The following is a 19,877-nucleotide window of genomic DNA, read 5'->3' on the forward strand; positions in this document are numbered from 1 at the left end:
TAAGACATATCAATATAGAACCAGATAATATAGTTCACATATTATTTACCTGAGCTCATCACCGATGCGGCTCACCTGGACGCTTTGGCCGCCTTCGGCAGGAGCGCTCCCGTCAGGAAGCCCTCGACCTCCCAGGAGGGGTCGGCGAGATCAGCCACCGCGCCCACCACCGCGTCCGGGCGCACGTGCACCACCCAGCCCCGATTCGGCCCCGGGGCCGACGGGCTCCCCGACCGCACCAGGTCGCAGCCGACCGCGATCTCCTCGCCTGCGACCGCCCCGGCGGTCACGAACAGCACATCCACGTCACCGGGCGCGCGCTCGCGCAGACCGGCCGCCGCCTCGCCCGCACGGCGCGAGGAGCCGCCAACGATCAGGCAGTGCCGCCCCGCGGCCAGGTATTCGTGCAAGCCCCGGGCGCCGGTGCCGCGGACCGGGACCAGATCCGCGTCACCGATCCGCCGCCCCGGAAGGGCCCCGCCCAGGGCCTGCCCGGCCCGCCAGGAGGAAGGGGCGGCCCGGACCGCGGGGCTGTCCCGGTAGTCCGGCGAGATCTGCGCCAGCTGCGGCACCAGGCGCTTCTCCAACAGCCCACTGGACGACAGCACGCGCATCAGGGTGTCCCGCACCAGGCGGGCCAGGGGTGCGCGCACCATCCAGGTCCGGGTCTGCTGGTCGGCGCTGCGGACCGCCGCGCGCGCCGTGGGACGGCGTTCGGCCGGGTAGCTGTCCAGGAGCCGCTCCGGTGCCCCGCGCAGCACCGCTGAGAGCTTCCAGCCCAGGTCGAAACCGTCCTGGATACCGGTGTTGAGGCCCTGCCCTCCCGCCGGGCTGTGCAGGTGCGCCGCGTCCCCAGCGATGAGGAAGCGCCCCTGCCGGAACTCGCGCGCGATCCTGGCGTGCACCCGGAAGCGGCTCCGCCACCAGATCTGCTCGATCCGTAGCCCTCCCGGGCCTCGCTGGTCGAGGAGGCGGGTCAGGTCCTCGTCGCTGGGCGGTTCGGTCCGCCCGTCCGGCTCGGTGTCGAAGAAGATCCGGTGCCCGCCGCCGGGGAGCGGCACGGCCACCAGCACCCCGTCCGGGGTCAGATGGTATTGGGCCTCGTCCTCGGGCGTCGGCCCGCTGATCACCCCGTCGCCGAGCAGGAAGACCCGGTCGTAGGTGTCGCCCTCGAAGGCCACGCCCAGGGACTCGCGGACCACGCTGCGACTGCCGTCCGCGGCCACCACCCAGGCCACCGCCTCCTCCGAGCGCTCCTCGGTCCGACCGGTCGGACCGAGGACCACCCGGGCACCCGCGCCCTCGGGGTGCGCCGAGTGCACCTCGGTGGACCACTCGACCTGACCGCCGAGTTCGCGCAGCCGGTCGTAGAGCGCCTGCTCGACCCCGGGTTGGGGCAGGCAGATCGGCCCCGGGAAAGCGGTACCGGCGAGCGAGCCGAAACGCACCCCGCCGATCCTGCGGCCGTTGGAGAAGTAGGAGGCCGAACCGAGCGGCAGGGCCTGACCGACCACGGCCTCGTGCGCGCCGAGCCGGCGCAGTACCTCCAGGGCACCGCTCCACAGGATCAGCGCCTTGGGCTCCTCCGGGATGCCGGAGCGGCGTTCGACGACACGGCAGGCCACCCCGTTCTGGAGCAGGGTGCAGGCGGCCGCGAGCCCGGTGGGCCCCGCACCGACCACGAGCACCGGCGGGTACTGTCCGGGGGAGGTCACCGCGCGCCCCCGTCCGTCCGGCCGGACTCCTCCAGCAGCTCGGTGAGCTCGGCCGCGGCCTGGTCGTTGTCCCGGAAGTGGACGGTGGCCATGCCCAGCTCCGCGGCCGCGACGAGGTTGGCCTCCAGGTCGTCGACGAACACGCAGCGCTCGGGCTTGGTGCCCAGGCGCTCCAGCACGATCTCGTAGATCTCGCGGGCCGGTTTGCGCACACCCTCGTGGGCGGAGTTGACCACGACGTCGAAGAGCTCGTCGGCGGGGACGGTGGCCCGCCACAGCTCCTCCCACTCCACGACGTTGTTGGTGAGCAGGGCCAGGCGGTAGTCGTCCATCGACAGCCCGCGCAGGTACTCGATGAACGCCTCGTTGCCCACCCGCCCGGCGAACCAGACCTCGCCGAACGTGCTGTCCTCTGGCAAGAGTCGCTCCCTTCCGGGCAGTTCCGCGGAGACGAGTTCGACCATCCGGGCCTCGGTGATGGAACCGACTTCCAGGAGGGCCATGGGTTCGGCGCCGTGGCGCTCGGTGGCGGCGCCGACGGCGTTCAGCAGGTCGGTGGGGGTCACGCCGACGGTCTTGGAGAAGTACTCGAGCGTCTCCATCAGCGGGTTGGTGAGCACGCCGCCGTAGTCGGTGATGACCGTGTCGATCCGGGTCAGACCCACTGGGCCACCTCGATGCGGATCGTCGCGCAGACCCTGCCCTGCTGGAGGACGCGGACGTCGACGGCGGCCACCGAACCGAGCCGCTCGTCCTTGCGGAAGGGCGCGGCCTCGGCTTCGACCACGGTGGCCAGGTCGTTCTCGCAGAACTGGTTGAACTCGGCCGAGACGGAGCGGGGCGTGAGGGACGCCGGGGCCAGTCCCCCCTCACGCGAGACCGCGACCACGGCGAGCTGGCGGGCGGCCTCGATGAGCAGATTGCCGGGCAGGTGGTCCAGCGGGTGGTCGAAGAGGTGGGGGTGGCTCCGGTCGGCGAAGACGGTCGCCGCCCAGCCCCCCTCCTTGCGCTGCACGGGGTCGGAAACGACTACGTTGCGCTGGTCGCGGCGGCCCACTGTGGCGGGTGCGCACCGCACGGGCAGGGGCTGGACGGAACCGGCCAGGTCCAGCGCGGCCCGCCCCTTGGCCCGGATCTCCTTGTAGACCTTCTTGCGCAGGAAGAACAGGGCACCGCTGGCCGTGCCGAAGTGCCGCCCCTCCAGGAACAGCTCCCCGGTGAAGCCGTAGCCCTGGATGCGGCCGGACCGGCTCCGGTGCACCTCGGCGTCGATGCTGATCAGCAGTCGGGCGGGCTCGTCGCCCTGGCGCAGGACGAGGGGGTCGGCGATCTCCATGGTGAGACTCTGCATGATGAACGCCTGGTCCATCGGCACGTCGAAGTGCCGATGCGAGACCAGCACGCCCGCCTGACGGCAGGCCTCCAGCACGATCGGGAGGTCGTAGGTCTGGTCCTCCAGCATCACGTGGCCCCTGGGCAGCTGCGCGGCCACCTCGAAGACGTCTCCCCCGAGCTGGCGGGAGTCGGTCACGAAGACCTCGGCCACAGCCTTGCGGTGCACCAGGCCCCGGGGGACGGTCGCGTCGAAGCGCAGCTCGTGCGGCGGCTGCCCGTCCGGGTCCAGGTGGGACAGATCGTCCGCGGTGTCGACCGCTGTGTCCTTCTCACCCACCGAAATGTGGTTCATTTCTTCCCTTTCGTTAACGTTCCTCGTTTTCTGAATGACTCGCGAAACACGATGGAAAGCGGATTGAAAATCCGTCTCCGCGTCCGCTCCACAGCGCCCGCTTCTGCGGAGCCAGCGCTCGCTAGTAGGGAGTATTCACAGGCGCCGTGAAGCCTCCCTGAATGAACCCTGAAGGGAAATCCGAGAAATCGGACAGCGATCGTCACAACTTCGCTCTGACCTGCGAGCACGCCGGAAGAACCGTGAGACGACACGACCATCCCGTACCTGTGACGATCAACACACAAGATCATCTTTAACTCATAGAAACTCTTTGATCTGGGACTAAGGATGAGATAAGGCGGAGAGCATCGACCCAGTCACCGAAAGCGACATCGGGCCTGCCTATGATCACCTGGCCGAACGTGTGTCTTCTGACACCCGCTCCCCCGCCGGAAGCGGCGCCAGAAGACGCCCGAGAACAGACGCCGATCGATACCGAGGCCTAGAAAACATTGGACTATTCACGACCCAAAACGGAAAAAAAGGACATGCCGGAATGAAGGGAACCTCAATGCTCATGGCACGAGGAAGAACGAGCACGACAATGACCGTGCTCGGTGAACTGGCCGTCTTCGGCGAGGATCGCGCCATCGATCTGGGAGCCCCGCGCCAGCGCTCCGTTCTGGCCGCCCTCGCCCTGCACGCGAACCGCTCCCTCAGCACCCAGCGCATCGTCGCGACCGTCTGGAACACCGGCGAGCCGACCTACGCCTCCAACCTGGTGCACAAGTACGTCTCCGGCCTGCGGCGCGCGCTCGCCGAGCTCGAACCGCACCGCCGCATCAGCATCGACAACGACCGGGGCGGCTACCGCCTGACGGTCAGGGCGGACCAGCTGGATTTCACCCTCTTCCACGCCCAGGTGGAGGCCGCCGAGGACCTGCGCGACCAGGGAGAGCACGCCAGAGCCGCCGACCTGTACGCCCGGGCCCTGCGCCTGTGGCGCGGACCGTTCCTCGGCGACCTGCCCGGCCTGGCCTTCGACGACGAACGCACCCACCTCGAAGGCGTGCGCCTGACCGTGCTCCAGGACTACGCACGGGTCGCGCTGACCGCGGGCCGCTACGCCGAGGCGGTCGGCCCGCTCAGCGACGCCCTGCGCCTGCACCCCCTGGAGGAGAACCTGGCCCGGTTCCTGATGCTCGCCCAGTACCGACTGGGCAACCCCGCCAAGGCCGTGCAGGTGTACGAGCGCTTGGAGCACCGTACGGCCCAGGAACTGAACATGCCGCCCCAACCGGCACTGAAGGAACTGGCGAACGCCATCAGAAGCCACGCCCGCCTACCCGAGGAGCTCACCCACCAGACAACCCTCGGCGCCCTCCACCGGTGACCACGGGGCGGCGCCGGCACCCGCCCCACACCGGATCACTGACACGTTTGGCCACTTCAACGACCTGAACCACCGTGATCTGGATCAGCTCGACGTCTGGTTCGACAGGGCCTTCGGCACCACCCGAATCGACCGGTTTTTCGAGGAACAAAGCACTATGTTCGGACGACCATCCGGGGAGGGGATGGTCGGCCGGGCATAGGATGGGGTGTATGAGCGAGGCGAACGAGGGGGCATCGCCCCTGTGGCACCTGACCGGGTTTCGGCTCATCAAACTGGGTGAGCTGGTGCAGGCGGCCACCGTCTCGGTGTTCGGAGCGTTGGAACTCAACGCGCGGCAATTCCACGTGCTGGCGGCCGCTGCCACCATGGCCGAGCCGTCCCAGCAGGAGCTCAGTCGTTCGCTCGGGATCGACCCCAACGTCATGGTGGGGGTCGTGGACGAGCTGGAGCGGTTGGGGCTGGTGGAGCGGGTGCGCAACCCCCAGGACCGGCGGCGGTACATCGTCACGCCGACGCTGCGGGCTTTGGAGGTGCTGGCGCGGGTCCGGGCGGCCGTGGAGCGGGCCGAGCAGGAGTTCTTCGCCGGAGTCTCCGAGGAGGAACGCCTGGTGCTGCACGAGTTGGCCGGGCGGTTGGTCGGCCAGCACCCCCAGGTGACCAAGACCGAGTAGGTCAGACCCCCGCTGAGACCTTCTCCCGCCGCTCGCTCCCCCTGGCGACCGGGAGAGGCTCCTCCTCGTCGTCACCGCCCTCGGAGATGCCGATCCGGTCGTGTACCCAGCGCAGCGGGCGCGGCAGCCACCAGTTCCAGTCGCCGAGCAGGCGCATGGTGGCGGGCACCATGATCGCCCGGACCAGGGTGGCGTCCACCAGGACCGCGAGCGCGAGCCCGATACCGATGATCTTCAGGAAGAGCAGCCCCGAGGTGCCCATCGCCACCAGCACCACACCCAGCAGCAGGGCGGCGCTGGTGATGATCTGGCCGGTGCGTTGCAACCCCAGCGCCACGGAACGGGTGTTGTCCCCGCTGCGCAGATACTCCTCCCGCACCCGGCTGAGCAGGAACAACTCGTAGTCCATCGCCAGACCGAAGGACACGATCATGATCAGCACCAGGTACGTGGGGTCGATCGTGCCGACCGCCTCGAATCCGAGCAGCGCGGCGAAGTGCCCCTCCTGGAAGCCCCAGATCACCACGCCCAGCGAGGCGCCCAGGGACAGCGCGCCCATGAGTACCGCCTTGATCGGCAGCACGATGGAGCCGAAGGCGAGGAAGAGCAGCAGCAGCGTGGAGCCGATGATGAAACCGACCGTCTTGGGCGCCTCCTCGACGATGGCGTCCAGGTTGTCCAGCTGCATGGGGGCCGCCCCGCCCACGAGGGTTTCCACCGAACCCTGCGGCCCGGGCTCGGCGCGCACGTCGCGCACCAGGTCCTTGATCCGGGGGTCGTCGGTGGCGCCCTGGTAGACCACCTCCACGTGCGCGATGCCCTCCCCCGTGCGGGCGAGTTCGGTGCGGACCGCGCCGGGCAGCGCCTCGAGGCGTTCGACGTACTCGTCGAGCTGTTCCCCGGTGCTGTCGCCGACCACCGCCACGTGCAGCCGTCCGACCTGCCCGGCGGGGAAGTCGTCGCCCATGGACTCGGTGCCGATCCGGCTGGAGGCGTCGACCGGCAGGTAGCGCTGGTCGGTGGAGCCGAGCTCGGTCGAGGCCAGGCCGGAGGTGAACGCGATCAGGACGCAGCCGACCGCGACCAGCGAGACCGCGGGTCCGCGCATCACGGTACGGGCCAGCTTGGCCCAGGCCCCGGCGTTCTCGTCGATCGCGCCGGTGACGGTCCGGCGCGGCAAGGGGAGCTTGAGCCGGTCGATGCGGCGGCCCACCACCGACATCAGGGCGGGCAGGAAGACCAGGGCCGCGATGAGGTCGAGGGCGACCACGGCGATGCCGCCGAAGCCGATGGACTTCAGGATGGGCTGGGGGAAGAAAAGCAGACCGGCGAAGGCGATGCCGACGATGACGCCGGAGAAGGCGACGGTGCGCCCGGCGGTGTCGACGGTGCGGCGGACGGCGTCGGGGACCGTCCGGCCCTTGTTCAGCTCCTCACGGAAGCGGCTGACCATGAACAGGCCGTAGTCGATCGCCAGGCCCAGGCCCAGCAGGGTGGCGACGTTGATGGCGAAGACCGATACCTCGGTGACGGAGGTGAGGGCGCGCAGGACGGTGAGGGAGCCGAGGATGGCCAGGCCGCCGACGGCGAGGGGGACCAGCCCGGCGATCAGACCGCCGAAGATCAGGACCAGGAGGAGGAGCAGGAGCGGGAGCGTGATGAGCTCGGCGCGGATGATGTCGCTCTCCGCGGTCTCCGAGAGTTCGTGCTCGACCGCGATCGGGCCGCCCAGGTGGCTCTCCAGCGGGCCGGACTCCAGGGCTTCGGCGGCCGCCTCGAACTGGTGCAGGCGCTCCTCGTGCGTCTGCCCGGTGAGGGTGATCGGCATGTAGGTGGCGTGCATGTCCTCGGAGACGAGGATGCCGCGCTCGATGTCCTCGAGTTCCTCGTCGAGGTAGACGTCGTAGTCGGCGACCAGGTCCTCGGGCAGGTCGTCGGCGATCCGCTGCACGGCCTGGGCGAAGGTCGGGTTGTCCACCCGCATCTCGTCGCTGCGGTAGACCGCGATGATGTCGATGTCGGAGTGGCCGAGCTCGTCCTGGAGCACGTCCATGGCCTGGGAGGACTCGGATCCCGGGTCCTCGAAGCCGCTTTCGCTGACGTCCGAGAAGACCCCGAGCCCCCACACCACGGAGAAGGCGGCGAAGAGCCCCGTCAGGGCCAGGATCCACCATCTGCCCCGGTGGGCACCGAGCCCGAGTCGGCCGAAGAACCCCGTGTGTGTCGGCATGGGCGCCCCCTTGAAGCGAACGGTCGTCATATTCGTGAACACTGTTTGCTAACGGTGTTTACTTAAGCGTGCAGGCGTTACGATGTCAATATCGCCGAGTGAAACCAGAGCGCCACGACCCTGGCGCGTGAGACGGGGTGTACCGCAGCACATGACGAAACCGCCGGTCACAAGCGACCAACGGACCGGGGGAACCCTGAGCCGCCGCGAACGTGTGCGCGAAGCCACACTCACCGAGATCAAGGCGATCGCCCGCAGACACCTCGTGGAGCACGGGGTCGTCGGGGTCTCCCTGCGCGCGATCGCCCGGGAGATGGGCATGACCGCCCCCGGCCTGTACCGCTACGTGGAGGGGATCGACGCCCTCCTGGTGGCGATCACGGCGGACATGTACGAGGAACTGGCGGACGCGGTGGCCGCCGCCGATGCCGGGATGCCCGTGGAGGACACCGACGGACGCATCCTCGCTTCGTTGCGCGCCTTCCGGAACTGGGCCATCACCCACCGGACCGAGTACTCGGTGATGTTCGGGCCGCGCACCCGGCTGGACCCGTCGGCCGACATCGGCATCGCCCTGGAATCGGGACGCCGGTTCGGGTCCACGTTCTTCACGCTCTTCGACCGCCTGGTCTCGGAGGAGCGCTTCCCGCTCCCCGCGGACGAGGACATCCCGCAGGCGCTCCGCCCCGAGCTGCGCTCCTTCGCGGATACCGTCGGCTTCACCTCGCCCGACATCTCCGAGGGCGCCGTGATGGTGCTCACCGCCTGCTGGGTGCGCCTTTACGGGGTGGTCTGCATGGAAGTGTTCCAACACCTGAACTTTGTCGTGGGTGACATGGAACCATTCTTCGAGTCCGAGCTTCAGAACATGGCGAAGGACCTCGGGGTGCGCTACTCCCCGCCTCGGAAGGTGGAGGGCGCCTAACACCGGCTTGACCGTTTAAGCCCCATACTGGAGGTCTGCGGCACTTGCCGGATTCGTGGGTACGAATCCGGCATGCCGTACCCGTATTGGCGCGAAGACGAGGACGAGCCCGTGGAGAACCGAACCGGCGCTGAGCAGCCCGGGGAGAACGCTCCCCGGCCGGACCGGACCGGCACCCACCAGCGACCGCCCGAGCACACGGGAACCTTCCGGCACGGCTCCCCTCCCCCGCACGGCCGGCCGCCGCAGTCTCCGCCTCCCGCACAGGCTCCGCAGCCGCCGCGCACTCCGGCACACCCCGACCCCACCGAGTCGCAGGGCTGGGTGGCTCCGGGCGCACCTCCGCGGCCCGCCCCCGCTCCGCAGCAACCACCTCCGCAGCCGGGGCCTCCGCCGTCCCAGCAGTGGGGGCAGCAGCCACAGCCACACCCGATGCCGCTGCACCCGGTGCACCCGGCGCACCAGCACCCCGTTCCGCAGCAGCCTGTTCAGCACCAGCCCGTTCCCCAGCAACCGGTTCCCCGACAACACTGGGGTCCGCAACCGGGCCAGTACCAGTGGCCGCCGCCCCAGCAGTGGGGACAGCAGTGGGCACACCAGCCCTGGTACCCCGCTCCGCGGCCGCGGCGCAACAAGGGCCGGGCCGTGCTGGCTGGGGCGTTGGCCGCAGCCTCCGTCGCCCTGGTGGCGCTCATCGCCAGCGTCGCCATCGTGGTGAACACCCCGCGACAGGAAGCGCCCACCGGCGGCGCGGACGTGTCCGCCTTCTACGACAGCGGCCTGTACGCCCGACCCAACCCGGCCGAGATCGACCTCGTCGACCACCCGCTCTACGACGTCGCCATGCCCGAGCCGATCGACTGCCCCCTGCCCGCCCTGCGGACCGGCTCCGACGACTCCTGGGAGGCGTTCGCCAACGAGGCCGGGGTCTGCCTGAACGAGCTGTGGGCGCCGGTGATGGACGAGCTCGGCCTGGTCCCCGACCTCCCCGAGATCACGGTCACCGACGAGCCCCTGGACACCGACACCGAGGACTCCTTCACTCTGGCCTACTACGAGAGCGACCGGGGGTTGATCACCGTGGTCCTGCCCAACGTGCGCCAGGTCGGTGAACAGATCCCGGACGCGCACCAGGAAGACGTGTGGTTGGCGCTGATGGGACACGAGTACGCCCACCACGTGCAGTACGCCACGGGCATCCTGAGCGTCTCCCACGACCTGCGCCGGACCGCGGGCAGCGAGGACGACGAGCTGGAGACCCTGCGCCGGACCGAGCTCCAGGCCGAGTGCATGGCGGGGGTGGGGCTGCGCGGGCTGACCGACCCCGGCGGCGACGCCCTGGACGTGGTCAACCTGCACTTCAACGGCGGCGGTGACCTGGACACCCACGGCACCGCGGCCAACCGCGCCCTGTGGTTGGAGGCGGGCTACTCCAGTGCGACCGTGGGCGGGTGCAACACCTACGGGGCCGACGAGAACGAGGTCACCTGACCGCCTCCCGCATCCCGCCCCTGCCTGCTCCCCTCAGCCCTCTTCCAGGGCCTTCCGGTAGGCGTCCCAGCCGCGCAGCTTGACCCGCTCACCCCGGCCCAGGTCTTCGGCGTGTCCGGCCTCGGCGGTGTCGATGCGCAGCCAGCCCTCGTAGTCGCTGTGCGCCAGTCCCCGTTCGTCCAGGACCCGTTCCAGCGCGACGGGCTCCGGCACCGCCTCGCGCAGTCGTGGCGCATCCTCCAGCAGGGCCCGGACGGTCCCGGCGGCGTCGGACTTGTTGGTGCCGATCACACCGGTGGCGCCCCGCTTGATCCACCCGGCCACGTAGTCCCCGGGCACCGCCCGGCCTTCGGCGTCCAGGACCCGGCCCGCCTCGTGCGGAACCGTGTGCCCGCCCCGGTCGAAGGGCACACCGGCCAGCGGCACCCCCGCGTAGCCGACCGAGCGCAACACCATGCCCACGTCCAGAACGCTGTGCTCACCGGTCCCCTCCAGGCGGCCGTCGGCGTCCAGTCGGGTGTGCTCCACCCGCAGGCCCTCGACCCGTGCCGACTCACCCTCCGCGGCCCCGCCCAGGATCTCCTCGGGGCGGGTCCAGAAGTGCAGTTCGACCCGGCGGGGACGCCCCTCGGGGGCCCGCTCGGCCTGTTCGCGCAGAAGTCTGAGATTGGTGCGCGCCGCCCGGGAGACCTCGCGCAGCTCGGGGCGGCCCGCGCTGTCGGTGCCCACCACGGTGGGGTCGATGTCCACCTGGTCCGGGCGCACGACCACGTCCACACCGGGCAGGGCGAGCAGGTCGCGCAGCTCGGGAGCGGTGAACTTGGCCTGGAGCGGGCCGCGTCGGGCCAGCACGTGAACGGTGCGTACCCGGCTCTCGGCAAGCACCTCCAGGGCGGCCTGCGGGATGTCGGTGTGCCGGAGTTCGTCGGCGGTCTTGGCCAGGATCCGGACGACGTCGAGGGCGACGTTGCCCGCCCCGACCACCGCGACCTCCTCGGCGTCCAGCGCGAACCGTTCCCACTCGTTGTCGGGGTGGCCGCAGTACCAGTTGACGAAGTCCGTGGCGGCGAGGCTGCCGGGCAGGTCCTCTCCCGGAATCCCCATGCGCCGGTCGACACTGGCACCGGTCGCGTAGACCACGGCGTGGTGGGTGCGGGCCAGGTCCGCGCGGGTCAGGTCGGCGCCGAACTCGACCCCGCCGACGAACCGCACGTGCGGGTGTTCCAGGATCCTGCGCAGAGTGAGCGCCACACCCTTGATCTTGGTGTGGTCGGGGGCGACGCCGTAACGCACCAGCCCGTAGGGGGTGGGCAGCCGGTCCATGATGTCCACCCGGACCGGCACGCGGCGCTGGCGGATGAGGGCGTCGGCGGCGTAGACCCCGGCCGGGCCGGAGCCGATCACGGCAACCCTGAGCGGAGTCACGTCTTCGGCTGCGGGCTGCTCAGAACTGGGGTGCTCGGGTTCGGGAGAGGCCATGAACCCATTCTGGCAGCACCGGGGCTGGCCCCGGCACTGCCAGAAGTATGACCGGAAGGCCCGAGTCAGGCGGTTTCGTCAGCCAGCTCGCGGTGAGGCTTGCCGCCCTCGCCGCGGCGGGAGACCGTCTCGGTGAGCTTGCGGGACAGCTCCTGCGGGGTCAGGCCCTGCTGCTGGAGGATGCGGTCGCGTTTGGCGTGGTCCAGGAACTCCTGGGCGATGCCGAAGGTCCGCACGGGCACGTCCACCTCGTGGTCGCGCAGCAGGCGGGCCACGGCGTCGCCGACGGCGCCGGTGCGGCCGTTGTCCTCCACGACCGCGACGACCGAGTGCTCGGCGGCCTCGGCCACCAGGGCCTCGTCCAGGGGCTTGACCCAGCGCGGGTCGATGACGGTGACGCCGATGCCCTGGTCGGCCATGCGGTCGGCCACCTCGACGGCGACCTGGGCCATGGTGCCCACGCCGACGATGAGCAGGTCCTTGGCGTGGCCGTCGTCGGTGGCGCGGCGCAGCAGGTCCATGGAGCCGACCTTGCCGATCTCGGGCAGCTCCTCGGCGACGGCGCCCTTGGGGTAGCGCACGACGGTGGGGGCGTCCTCGACGGCGACGGCCTCGCGCAGCAGGGTGCGCAGCCGGGCGGCGTCACGCGGAGCGGCCAGGCGCAGGCCGGGGACGACCTGGAGGATGGACATGTCCCACATGCCGTTGTGGCTGGCGCCGTCGTTGCCGGTGACGCCCGCGCGGTCCAGGCAGAAGGTGACGCCCTGGCGGTGCAGGGCGGCGTCCATGAGCACCTGGTCGAAACAGCGGTTGAGGAAGGTCGCGTAGACGGCGACCACCGGGTGCAGGCCGTTCATCGCCATGCCGGTGGCGGCGGTGGCGGCGTGCTGCTCGGCGATGCCGACGTCGAAGATCCGGTCCGGGTAGGCGTCGGCGAACTTGTTCAGGCCGGTGGGGTGGAGCATCGCGGCGGTGATGCCCACGATGTCCTCGCGCTCGGCGCCGAGCTCGACCATGGTGTCGGCGAACACGCCGGTCCACTTCTCCACCTTGGGGCCGGGCTTGGCCTTGCCGGTGTCGATGTCGAAGGGGCCGGGGGCGTGGAACTGGTCCTCGTCGTGGTTCTCGGCCGGGGCGTAGCCCTTGCCCTTCTGGGTGATGACGTGGACGATCGCCGGGCCGCCGAAGTCGCGGGCGCGGCGCAGTGCCTTCTCTACCGCGGGCTCGTCGTGCCCGTCGATGGGGCCGAGGTACTTCAGGCCCAGGTCCTCGAACATGATCTGCGGCTGGATGGTGTCCTTGAGGCCCTTCTTGAGGCCGTGCAGGGCCTCGTAGAGGGGCTGGCCGACCACGGGGGTGCGGTTGAGGGTGGTCTTGGCCAGGTCCAGGGCCTGTTCGTAGCCGGGGGTCATGCGCAGCGAGGCCAGGTGGTCGGCCAGGCCGCCCATGGTGGGCGAGTAGGAGCGGCCGTTGTCGTTGACGACCACGACCAGGCGCCGGTTCTTCTTCTCGGCGATGTTGTTGAGGGCCTCCCAGGCCATACCGCCGGTGAGGGCGCCGTCGCCGATGACGGCGACCACGGTCCGGTCGGTGCGCCCCTGGACCTCGTTGGCCTTGGCCATGCCGTCGGCGTAAGAGAGGGCGGTGGAGGCGTGGGAGTTCTCGATGAAGTCGTGCTCGGACTCGGCGCGGGAGGGGTAGCCGGACAGGCCGCCCTCGGACTTCAGGTTGCTGAAGTCGTGGCGGCCGGTGAGGACCTTGTGCGCGTAGGCCTGGTGGCCGGTGTCGAAGAGGATCGGGTCCTTCGGTGAGTCGAAGACCCGGTGCAGCGCGATGCTCAGCTCGACGACGCCGAGGCTGGGACCCAGGTGCCCACCGGTCTGGGAGCAGGAGTCGACCAGGAAGTCCCTGATCTCCTGAGCCAGCGCAGGGAGCTGGTCGGCCGGGAGCTTCTTGAGCGCTTCCGGATTGTGTATCGACTCGAACAGTGTCACTGTCTCGTCAGTCCCCTCGTCCAGCGTGTCCGCTTACGTTTGCCGTACCCGGCCCCTGACGTGGGCCAGTGTTGGCTACCGGCAGGTATACATACCCGATTTTATGGGCCTGCGTCCACGGTTCATACCCGAATGGCCCCCGAGGCCACGGCCTTGACGGTACCCCGGTAGAAGCGGTTGACCCCCCTGGGCCGAAAACCACGGGAGGCACCTCCCGCCACAGGTGTTTCGGCGTAGGTTACTCCCTTTTGGGAGCGCGGTTACCGCTGGCCACCCGGCTGCTGAGGCTATCCCAGGGCGGCCTGGAGCAGTAGGCCGATCGCGGAGACGGTCACCACGCACAGCAGCGCGAGCCGGAGTTTGCCCGGGTCGACCCAGCGGCGGACCCGGCTGCCGACGAGGAAGCCGATGCCGACGAAGGGGATCGCGGCCACCCCGGCGGCGATCGTGCGTTCGTCGAGCTGGCCGCCGACCCCCAGGGCCAGCAGTGAGAAGGCCCCGCCGAACAGGAAGAACGCGGCCAGGGTGGCGCGCACCCGCTCGGGGGGTTCGTACTGGTAGAGCAGGGCCACGGGCGGACCGCCCACCGAGGTGGCGGTGCCCGCGAAGCCGGACAGGGAGCCCGCCGCGACCAGCGAGAGGGGGGTGATGCGCACCCGGAAGGCCCACACGGACAGGATGACGGCCAGCAGGACCATCACCCCCACGACCCCGGCCAGGGCGCGGGGTTCGAGGACGGCCACGACCCACACCCCCAGCACGGTTCCGGGGACGCGGGCGGGCAGCCCCCAGGCCAAGCCCCGCCAGTCCACGTGCCGCCGCTCCTGGAGGAGCGTGAGCATCGGGAGGATGATCACGGCGATCAGCAGTGATCCGGGCATGAGCGTGGGGTCGAGGAAGGAGATCACCGGGGCGGCGACGAGCCCGAGGCCGAGGCCGACCATGCTCTGGACGGCGGCCCCGGCAAGGACCGCGGCCGCCGCGACGAGGAGGAAGACCCACGCGTCGATCTGGCCGAACAGTCCGTGGGCGGTGGGTGTGAGGAGATCAGCGAACATGAGGAGCACGACGCTATAACTCCCCGACCCCGGTCGGGATTAGGAGATAGGGACATAGGACGACCCGTCCGGCAGGGTACGACGGACGGAGTCGACGTACTCCATCGCCCGCTCGGGGTGCAGGAACCAGTCGATGAGTCCCGCGGGGTCGCTGAAGGAGTTGGCGAACCGGTCCGCGGTGGGCTGGTGCCGTTCCGCCAGACGGTACAGCTCCCACACGTGGTGCGGACCGGACAGCATCACCCTGCTCCACGCGGTGACCTGGCGGGCGTGCCGCCAGTAGGCGGCGAAGGCCGCGCGCATGAAGTTCTCGTCGAAGGGGCGCCCGCCGTGGTCGACGATGGCCCTCCGGTAGACGTCGGCGCACAGCGAGGCCATGTTGGCGCCCTGTGCGGTGACGGGGTCGTTGCTGACCACCGAGTCGGCCATGCCCAGGACCAGGGTGCCGTCGGCCAGCCGGGCGACGGGCTCGCGCACCACCGGCGTGTAACCGCCGTACAGGGCGGCCATGGGGTCGGCCAGCCGGGCCGGGGAGAAGCGCTCGTACTCCCAGGGGACGTGTACGCGCAGGACGTCGAGCAGCCCGGCCAGGACGTCCTCGCCAGTCGCCCCGCGACCCAGGGGCCGGTCCAGCGGCCCGCCCGGCACGGCCTCAACCATCAGGGCCTGGCAGACACCGTTCAGGGACAGGGTGGGCAGGGTGAACAGCTCGCCCGCCCCAGGGACGGCCGTGCGCCCCAGGACACCGCCGCCGGGGTGCGGCTCGGCCCCGGTCACGTAGGCCAGGGACAGGGTGCGCTGGGGCTCCCTGAAGGGCGATCGGCTCTCGTCCCGGGGGAAGAGTTCGGCCAGCTCCCCACGGCCGGCCGCGGCGATGACCAGGTCGTGGTCGGAGCCGAGCTCCGCCAGTTCCCCGGCCGCGACCCGGCGCCGCAGCAGGCGACCACCGCCCTGTACGAACAGCTCCATCCAGGCGACCAGTTTCAGCCGCTGGTCCACGGACCGGGCGGGCTCGTCAAGGCTCCCGACCCAGTCCAGGTCCGGGGCCGCTCCCCCGCCCTGGCCGACCACGCGGACGCCCACCCCGGTGATCCGCGGGGCCCGCTCACCCCACAGGTCCAGGCCGTGGCGGCGTTCGCGGCGCAGGGCCGGACCGAACAGGCACTGCGTGGACAGCACCCGTCCAGCACGGATCTCCTCGGGCCCCTGCGGGTTGATCAGGGTGACGTCGTAGTCCTCCGCGAGCAGGCCGAGAGCGAGCTGGAGTCCGGACTGCCCGGCACCGACGACGAGGATCTTGCGCATGGTTCTCCTGGCTGCGTTAACAGGGGGTGGCTGTCGTGACGCGGCGAAACTAACAGCGCCCCCGAAAGCGCCGATTCCGCCCCTGACCTTGGGACTTTCGGCCCTACGGGGTCAGGGGCCAAGGCCCTGGCGCAGCCGAGTGCCCCAGCTCACAGCGACCGTTCGGCATCGAAGGCGGCCTTCCGGCAGCCTCGGTACCGTCCGCCCAGGTCAGCCCGGAGACCGGTGGTTCGGCCAGAATCCGGGCGACGCGAAGGACCCCGCTGCGCCCCGGGGCGGGGTTCCGAACGCCGGTGCCCCCTAACCCAAGGCGCGGGGAAAGCGACACACCTCACACAGGAACAAGAAAAGGACCCGGGCCGGTGGGAGTGGAAACCGGCCCGGGTCCAGCGACGGTCCGGGGTGAACCGCCGCTCTCCTCCGGGAGGGAACAGGGAGGGGTGCGCCGGGAGAGCCGGGCACCGCCTCTGTCAGGTGCTAGGCACCGCCTCTGGCGTGGGTCTTGCGACCGCGGCGGGAGACCGCGTCCAGGACGACGGCGATCAGCAGGACTGCCGCCGTGATCATGAACCGCACGGAGGTGTCCATCTGGAGCAGCAGCAGGCCCGAGGTGATGGCGCCCAGCACCAGGCCGCCCAGCAGGGCGGAGTAGGCGTTGCCGCGACCGCCGAACAGGCTGGTGCCGCCGATGACCGCGGCCGCGATGGCCATCATCAGCTCGGCGCCGCCGCCGGTGGAGACGCTCGCCGCGAAGTTGCGGGAGACGAGCATGATGCCGCCCAGCGCCGCGAGCGTGGAGGCGATACCGAAGACGGAGATCCGGATCAGGTCCACGTTGATACCGGCGCGCCGGGCAGCCTCGGAGCTGCCGCCCACGGCGTAGACCATGCGGCCGTAACGGGTCTTGCGCAGTACCAGGTCCAGCACGACCACGAAGCCCACGAAGATCAGGAAGGCGAGCGGCACACCCTTGAACTGGTTGAGGATCCACACGCCGCCGACCAGCGGCAGGGACAGCAGGAAGGTGCGGAAGAGCACCTCGCTGAGCGGCTTGTAGGGCAGACCGGCGATGCGCCGCCTGCGCTCGGCCGTCAGCACCGACAGCAGGTAGAGAACCAGGGCTACCCCGACCAGGAACCAGCCCACGACCGGGACGAAGTAGGTCTGGGTGAGCATCGCGATCGGACCGTTGGCGCTGGTGTTGATGCTCCCGTCGCCGCCCATGAGGTACAGGTGCACGCCCTGCCAGCCGAGCAGGCCGGCGAGGGTGACCACGAAGGCCGGTACGCCCATCTTCGCGAAGATGACGCCGTGGATCAGGCCCACCAGGAGCCCGATGGTCAGGGCCGCACCGATGGCGGCCCATTCGGACCAGCCGTGCCGGACCGCGAGGACCGCCAGGACACCGGCGGACAGACCGGCCACCGAACCGATGGACAGGTCGATCTCGCCGAGCAGCAGGACCATGATGACACCGGTGGTCATCAGGCCGACGGCGGCGATCTGCACTGTCAGGTTCGACAGGTTCTGCGGGGACAGGAACCGGTCGTTCATCGACTGGAAGACGATGGCGATCAGCAGCAGGCCGACGATGACCGGCACCGCGCCCAGTTCGCCGCCCTTGAGGTTGCGGCGCAGGGCCTGGAGCCAGCCGCTGGGTGAGGCTGCGGTGGCCAGCAGGCGGGGGTCGCGCCGGGGGCCGTTCTGCGGCTGGGCCCCGTCGGCGTCGTGGGAAACGTGTGTCTGCTGGCTCATTCCTTGTCCTTCGTGGCCGTGGCCGATGAGCCGGTACGGGTGGACCGACGGGTCACCGGGTTGTCCGAGGCGCCGGTGATGGCAGCCACGATCTCCTCGTAGCTGGTCGAGGCGATGGGGAAGTCCCCCGCGTTGCGGCCCAGGCGGAGCACGGCCGCCCGGTCCGCGACGGCACGGACGTCGGCCATGTTGTGGCTGATCAGGACCACGCCCAGCCCCTGGTCGCGCAGGCGCTCGATGAGGTCCAGGACCTGGGCGGTCTGGGCGACGCCCAGCGCGGCGGTGGGCTCGTCGAGCATGACCACGCGGGGCTGTCCCAGCAGGGACCGGGCGATCGCGATGATCTGGCGCTGACCGCCGGACAGGGCGGCGACGGGGACCCGCAGGCTGGGGATGCTCACCGACAGCGAGTCGAGGAGTTCCACGGCCCGGCGCTCCATCTCGACCTCGTCGAGGGTGCCGGGGAAGTGCAGGCGCTCATTTCCCAGGAAGAGGTTGCCGACGATGTCCAGGTTGTCGCAGAGCGCGAGGTCCTGGTAGATCGTGGCGATCCCGAGGCGCTGGGCGTCGGCGGGCGCTCCGATGGTGACCGGCTCGCCGTCCCAGTAGATGGTGCCGCCGCTGTCCGCGGGGTGGGCGCCGGCGATGACCTTGACGAGGGTCGACTTGCCCGCGCCGTTGTCACCGAGCAGGGCGACGACCTCTCCGGGGTCGACCTGGAAGTCGACCTCGGTGAGGGCCTTGACGGCCCCGAAGGTCTTGGAGATCCCGGACAGTTCCAGGACGGGTGTGCTCATGTGCTTGTTTCTCTTTCTCGTCCCTTGGGGACGGTCCGACTCGCTCCCGTCCCCACGGGGCGTCGCGCCCGGGCCGCCCCAGCGGGCGGGGCGGCCCTTAGGGCGTGTTCCGCGGATGACCACCAACCGAGAGCATCCGCGTCACGCGCCCTACACCGGACCTGGTTAGAGGGCTTCCTGGCAGAAGTCGAAGTCGGCGTAGTCGTCGGTGCAGATCTGCTCGATGGTGTAGAAGCCGTCGGAGACCACCGTGTCACCGATGTTGTCCTCGGTGACCGCGATGGGGTCGAGCAGGACGGCGCTGACCGTCTCGCCGTTGGCGTCCTCGACGTCGGTGACGGAGTACTCGCCCGCGTCCAGGTCCTCGCCGGTGGCCAGGGAGACGGCCATGGCGGCGGCGACCTCGGCCTGGGGGCGGATGGCCTTGTAGACGGTCATGTACTGCTCACCGGCGACGATGCGCTGGATGCCGTGGAGCTCGGCGTCCTGACCGGTGACCGGGGGGAGGTCCTCCGCCGAGAGACCGGCGCTGCGCAGCGCCGAGATGATACCCGCGGCCATGCCGTCGTTGGCCGAGTAGACACCGGTGATCTCGTCCAGGCCGAGAGAGGTGATGGCGCCCTCCATCTGGCTGTTGGCCTCGTCCGGCGACCAGTCCGGGGTGTCGAACTCCTGGCCGATCTCGACCTGGCCCTCGAAGATCTCGTGGGCGCCGGCCTTGAAGCTGCCCGCGTTGGGGTCGGTGGGCGAGCCGTTGATCATGACGATCTGGCCGTCGCCCGCGGTGCCCGCCTGGTCGAGGGCGCCCAGCAGCGCCTCGGCCTGGACCTGGCCGACCCGGTGGTTGTCGAAGGAGACGTACATGTCCACGCCGCCCTGGGCGAGGCGGTCGTAGGCCACGACCGGAACGCCCTGGCTGCGCGCCTCGTTCACGGTACCGGCGGCGGCCTCGGAGTCGACCGCGCCGAGCACGAGCACGTCGACGCCGTCGGTCAGCATCGCCTGGGCCTGGGTCTGCTGCTCGTCGACGTCCTGGTCGGCGTTGGCGTACGAGAACTCACACTCGGGGCACAGGTTCTCGAGGGCCTCCTCGAAGTAGGGCCGGTCGAAGGCCTCGTAGCGGGCCGTCTGGAGCTCGGGGAGCAGCAGACCGACGTGGAAGCCCTCGTCGAGGCTGTGGGTCTGGGTTTCTCCGTCCTCGGTACCGGTGGTGAGCGAACCGCAGGCGCTGGTGAACAGCGCGAGCGCGGTGCTGGCGGCGGCGATGCCGAAGGCGGCCGAACGTCGGGAGTAGGGGCGCTTGGTAGTCAACGCGGGGGACCTCTCTTACGGAACCTGCGCGGGTGGGAACTCGCGAGTGATGATGTGAAGTAGAACCCCGACGCCGCCTTG

At 70.2% G+C, this 19,877-nt stretch carries 15 protein-coding genes; 4 read left to right on the forward strand and 11 right to left on the reverse strand.

Features of this window, described 5'->3' with window-relative positions:
- Positions 1–71: 71 nt before the first annotated feature.
- Genes NE857_RS20445 through NE857_RS20455 form a run of 3 tightly spaced genes read right to left on the reverse strand, consistent with a single transcriptional unit; the run spans position 72 to position 3,402 of the window.
- Positions 72–1,715: an FAD-dependent monooxygenase gene (locus NE857_RS20445; RefSeq protein WP_254417218.1), complete on the reverse strand. Its 1,644-nt coding sequence runs from the start codon at positions 1,713–1,715 to the stop codon at positions 72–74.
- Positions 1,712–2,380 carry an HAD family hydrolase gene (locus tag NE857_RS20450; protein ID WP_254417219.1) on the reverse strand — a complete coding sequence of 223 codons (669 nt, stop codon included), beginning with the start codon at positions 2,378–2,380 and terminating at the stop codon, positions 1,712–1,714. Before NE857_RS20450 ends, NE857_RS20445 begins: the two co-directional genes overlap by 4 nt.
- Positions 2,371–3,402, reverse strand: a complete 1,032-nt coding sequence (locus NE857_RS20455; RefSeq protein ID WP_254417220.1) for a ScbA/BarX family gamma-butyrolactone biosynthesis protein — start codon at positions 3,400–3,402, stop codon at positions 2,371–2,373. The genes NE857_RS20450 and NE857_RS20455 overlap by 10 nt, the downstream gene beginning before the upstream one ends.
- A 586-nt stretch (positions 3,403–3,988) precedes the next feature.
- Between NE857_RS20455 and NE857_RS20460 the strand changes: the two genes are divergently transcribed.
- On the forward strand, positions 3,989–4,777 hold the full coding sequence (locus tag NE857_RS20460; protein ID WP_254417221.1) for an AfsR/SARP family transcriptional regulator: 789 nt from the start codon (positions 3,989–3,991) through the stop codon (positions 4,775–4,777).
- Between the two features lie 212 nt (positions 4,778–4,989).
- Entirely contained in the window at positions 4,990–5,451 is a 462-nt protein-coding gene (locus NE857_RS20465) for a MarR family winged helix-turn-helix transcriptional regulator (protein WP_254417222.1), read from the forward strand.
- Between the two features lies 1 nt (position 5,452).
- On the opposite strand, the gene NE857_RS20470 is transcribed toward NE857_RS20465, so the two are convergent.
- Positions 5,453–7,681 (reverse strand): MMPL family transporter, encoded by a 2,229-nt coding sequence (locus NE857_RS20470; RefSeq protein ID WP_254417223.1) that lies wholly within the window; start codon positions 7,679–7,681, stop codon positions 5,453–5,455.
- Positions 7,682–7,832: 151 nt separating this feature from the next.
- On the opposite strand from NE857_RS20470, the gene NE857_RS20475 reads away from it, so the two are divergent.
- Positions 7,833–8,606, forward strand: a complete 774-nt coding sequence (locus tag NE857_RS20475) for a TetR/AcrR family transcriptional regulator (RefSeq protein ID WP_254417224.1) — start codon at positions 7,833–7,835, stop codon at positions 8,604–8,606.
- Positions 8,607–9,251: 645 nt separating this feature from the next.
- On the forward strand, positions 9,252–10,097 hold the full coding sequence (locus NE857_RS20480) for a neutral zinc metallopeptidase (RefSeq protein WP_254422049.1): 846 nt from the start codon (positions 9,252–9,254) through the stop codon (positions 10,095–10,097).
- A 33-nt stretch (positions 10,098–10,130) separates the two neighbouring features.
- Here NE857_RS20480 and NE857_RS20485 read toward each other — a convergent pair whose 3' ends face one another.
- The 7 genes from NE857_RS20485 to NE857_RS20515 all read right to left on the reverse strand — a co-directional run bounded on the left by NE857_RS20485 (position 10,131) and on the right by NE857_RS20515 (position 19,796).
- Entirely contained in the window at positions 10,131–11,576 is a 1,446-nt protein-coding gene (locus tag NE857_RS20485; protein ID WP_254417225.1) for an FAD-dependent oxidoreductase, read from the reverse strand.
- A 65-nt stretch (positions 11,577–11,641) separates the two neighbouring features.
- Positions 11,642–13,570 carry a 1-deoxy-D-xylulose-5-phosphate synthase gene (gene dxs / locus NE857_RS20490; RefSeq protein ID WP_254417226.1) on the reverse strand — a complete coding sequence of 643 codons (1,929 nt, stop codon included), beginning with the start codon at positions 13,568–13,570 and terminating at the stop codon, positions 11,642–11,644.
- 287 nt (positions 13,571–13,857) lie between these two features.
- Positions 13,858–14,628: a sulfite exporter TauE/SafE family protein gene (locus tag NE857_RS20495; RefSeq protein ID WP_254417227.1), complete on the reverse strand. Its 771-nt coding sequence runs from the start codon at positions 14,626–14,628 to the stop codon at positions 13,858–13,860.
- A gap of 39 nt (positions 14,629–14,667) precedes the next feature.
- Positions 14,668–15,933, reverse strand: a complete 1,266-nt coding sequence (locus NE857_RS20500) for a styrene monooxygenase/indole monooxygenase family protein (RefSeq protein WP_254417228.1) — start codon at positions 15,931–15,933, stop codon at positions 14,668–14,670.
- 477 nt (positions 15,934–16,410) lie between these two features.
- Positions 16,411–17,688, reverse strand: coding sequence for a sugar ABC transporter permease (locus NE857_RS20505; RefSeq protein ID WP_254417229.1), 1,278 nt, complete (start codon positions 17,686–17,688; stop codon positions 16,411–16,413).
- Complete coding sequence (locus NE857_RS20510) at positions 17,685–18,485, reverse strand: ATP-binding cassette domain-containing protein (RefSeq protein ID WP_254417230.1); 801 nt, start codon at positions 18,483–18,485, stop codon at positions 17,685–17,687. Before NE857_RS20510 ends, NE857_RS20505 begins: the two co-directional genes overlap by 4 nt.
- Positions 18,486–18,650: 165 nt before the next feature.
- Entirely contained in the window at positions 18,651–19,796 is a 1,146-nt protein-coding gene (locus tag NE857_RS20515) for a sugar ABC transporter substrate-binding protein (protein ID WP_017581052.1), read from the reverse strand.
- Between the last annotated feature and the right edge of the window lie 81 nt (positions 19,797–19,877).

The organism is Nocardiopsis exhalans (genome assembly GCF_024134545.1).
GTDB classification, from domain to species: Bacteria; Actinomycetota; Actinomycetes; order Streptosporangiales; family Streptosporangiaceae; genus Nocardiopsis; species Nocardiopsis exhalans.

Excerpts from the sequence above, each read along its gene's own strand:
- NE857_RS20465 (WP_254417222.1), top strand. The coding sequence starts at position 4,990 with ATGAGCGAGGCGAACGAGGGGGCATCGCCCCTGTGGCACCTGACCGGG.
- NE857_RS20470 (WP_254417223.1), bottom strand. The coding sequence starts at position 7,681 with ATGCCGACACACACGGGGTTCTTCGGCCGACTCGGGCTCGGTGCCCAC.
- NE857_RS20495 (WP_254417227.1), bottom strand. The coding sequence starts at position 14,628 with ATGTTCGCTGATCTCCTCACACCCACCGCCCACGGACTGTTCGGCCAG.
- NE857_RS20455 (WP_254417220.1), bottom strand. The coding sequence starts at position 3,402 with ATGAACCACATTTCGGTGGGTGAGAAGGACACAGCGGTCGACACCGCG.
- NE857_RS20485 (WP_254417225.1), bottom strand. The coding sequence starts at position 11,576 with ATGGCCTCTCCCGAACCCGAGCACCCCAGTTCTGAGCAGCCCGCAGCC.
- NE857_RS20510 (WP_254417230.1), bottom strand. The coding sequence starts at position 18,485 with ATGAGCACACCCGTCCTGGAACTGTCCGGGATCTCCAAGACCTTCGGG.
- NE857_RS20500 (WP_254417228.1), bottom strand. The coding sequence starts at position 15,933 with ATGCGCAAGATCCTCGTCGTCGGTGCCGGGCAGTCCGGACTCCAGCTC.
- NE857_RS20505 (WP_254417229.1), bottom strand. The coding sequence starts at position 17,688 with ATGAGCCAGCAGACACACGTTTCCCACGACGCCGACGGGGCCCAGCCG.
- NE857_RS20475 (WP_254417224.1), top strand. The coding sequence starts at position 7,833 with ATGACGAAACCGCCGGTCACAAGCGACCAACGGACCGGGGGAACCCTG.
- NE857_RS20460 (WP_254417221.1), top strand. The coding sequence starts at position 3,989 with ATGACCGTGCTCGGTGAACTGGCCGTCTTCGGCGAGGATCGCGCCATC.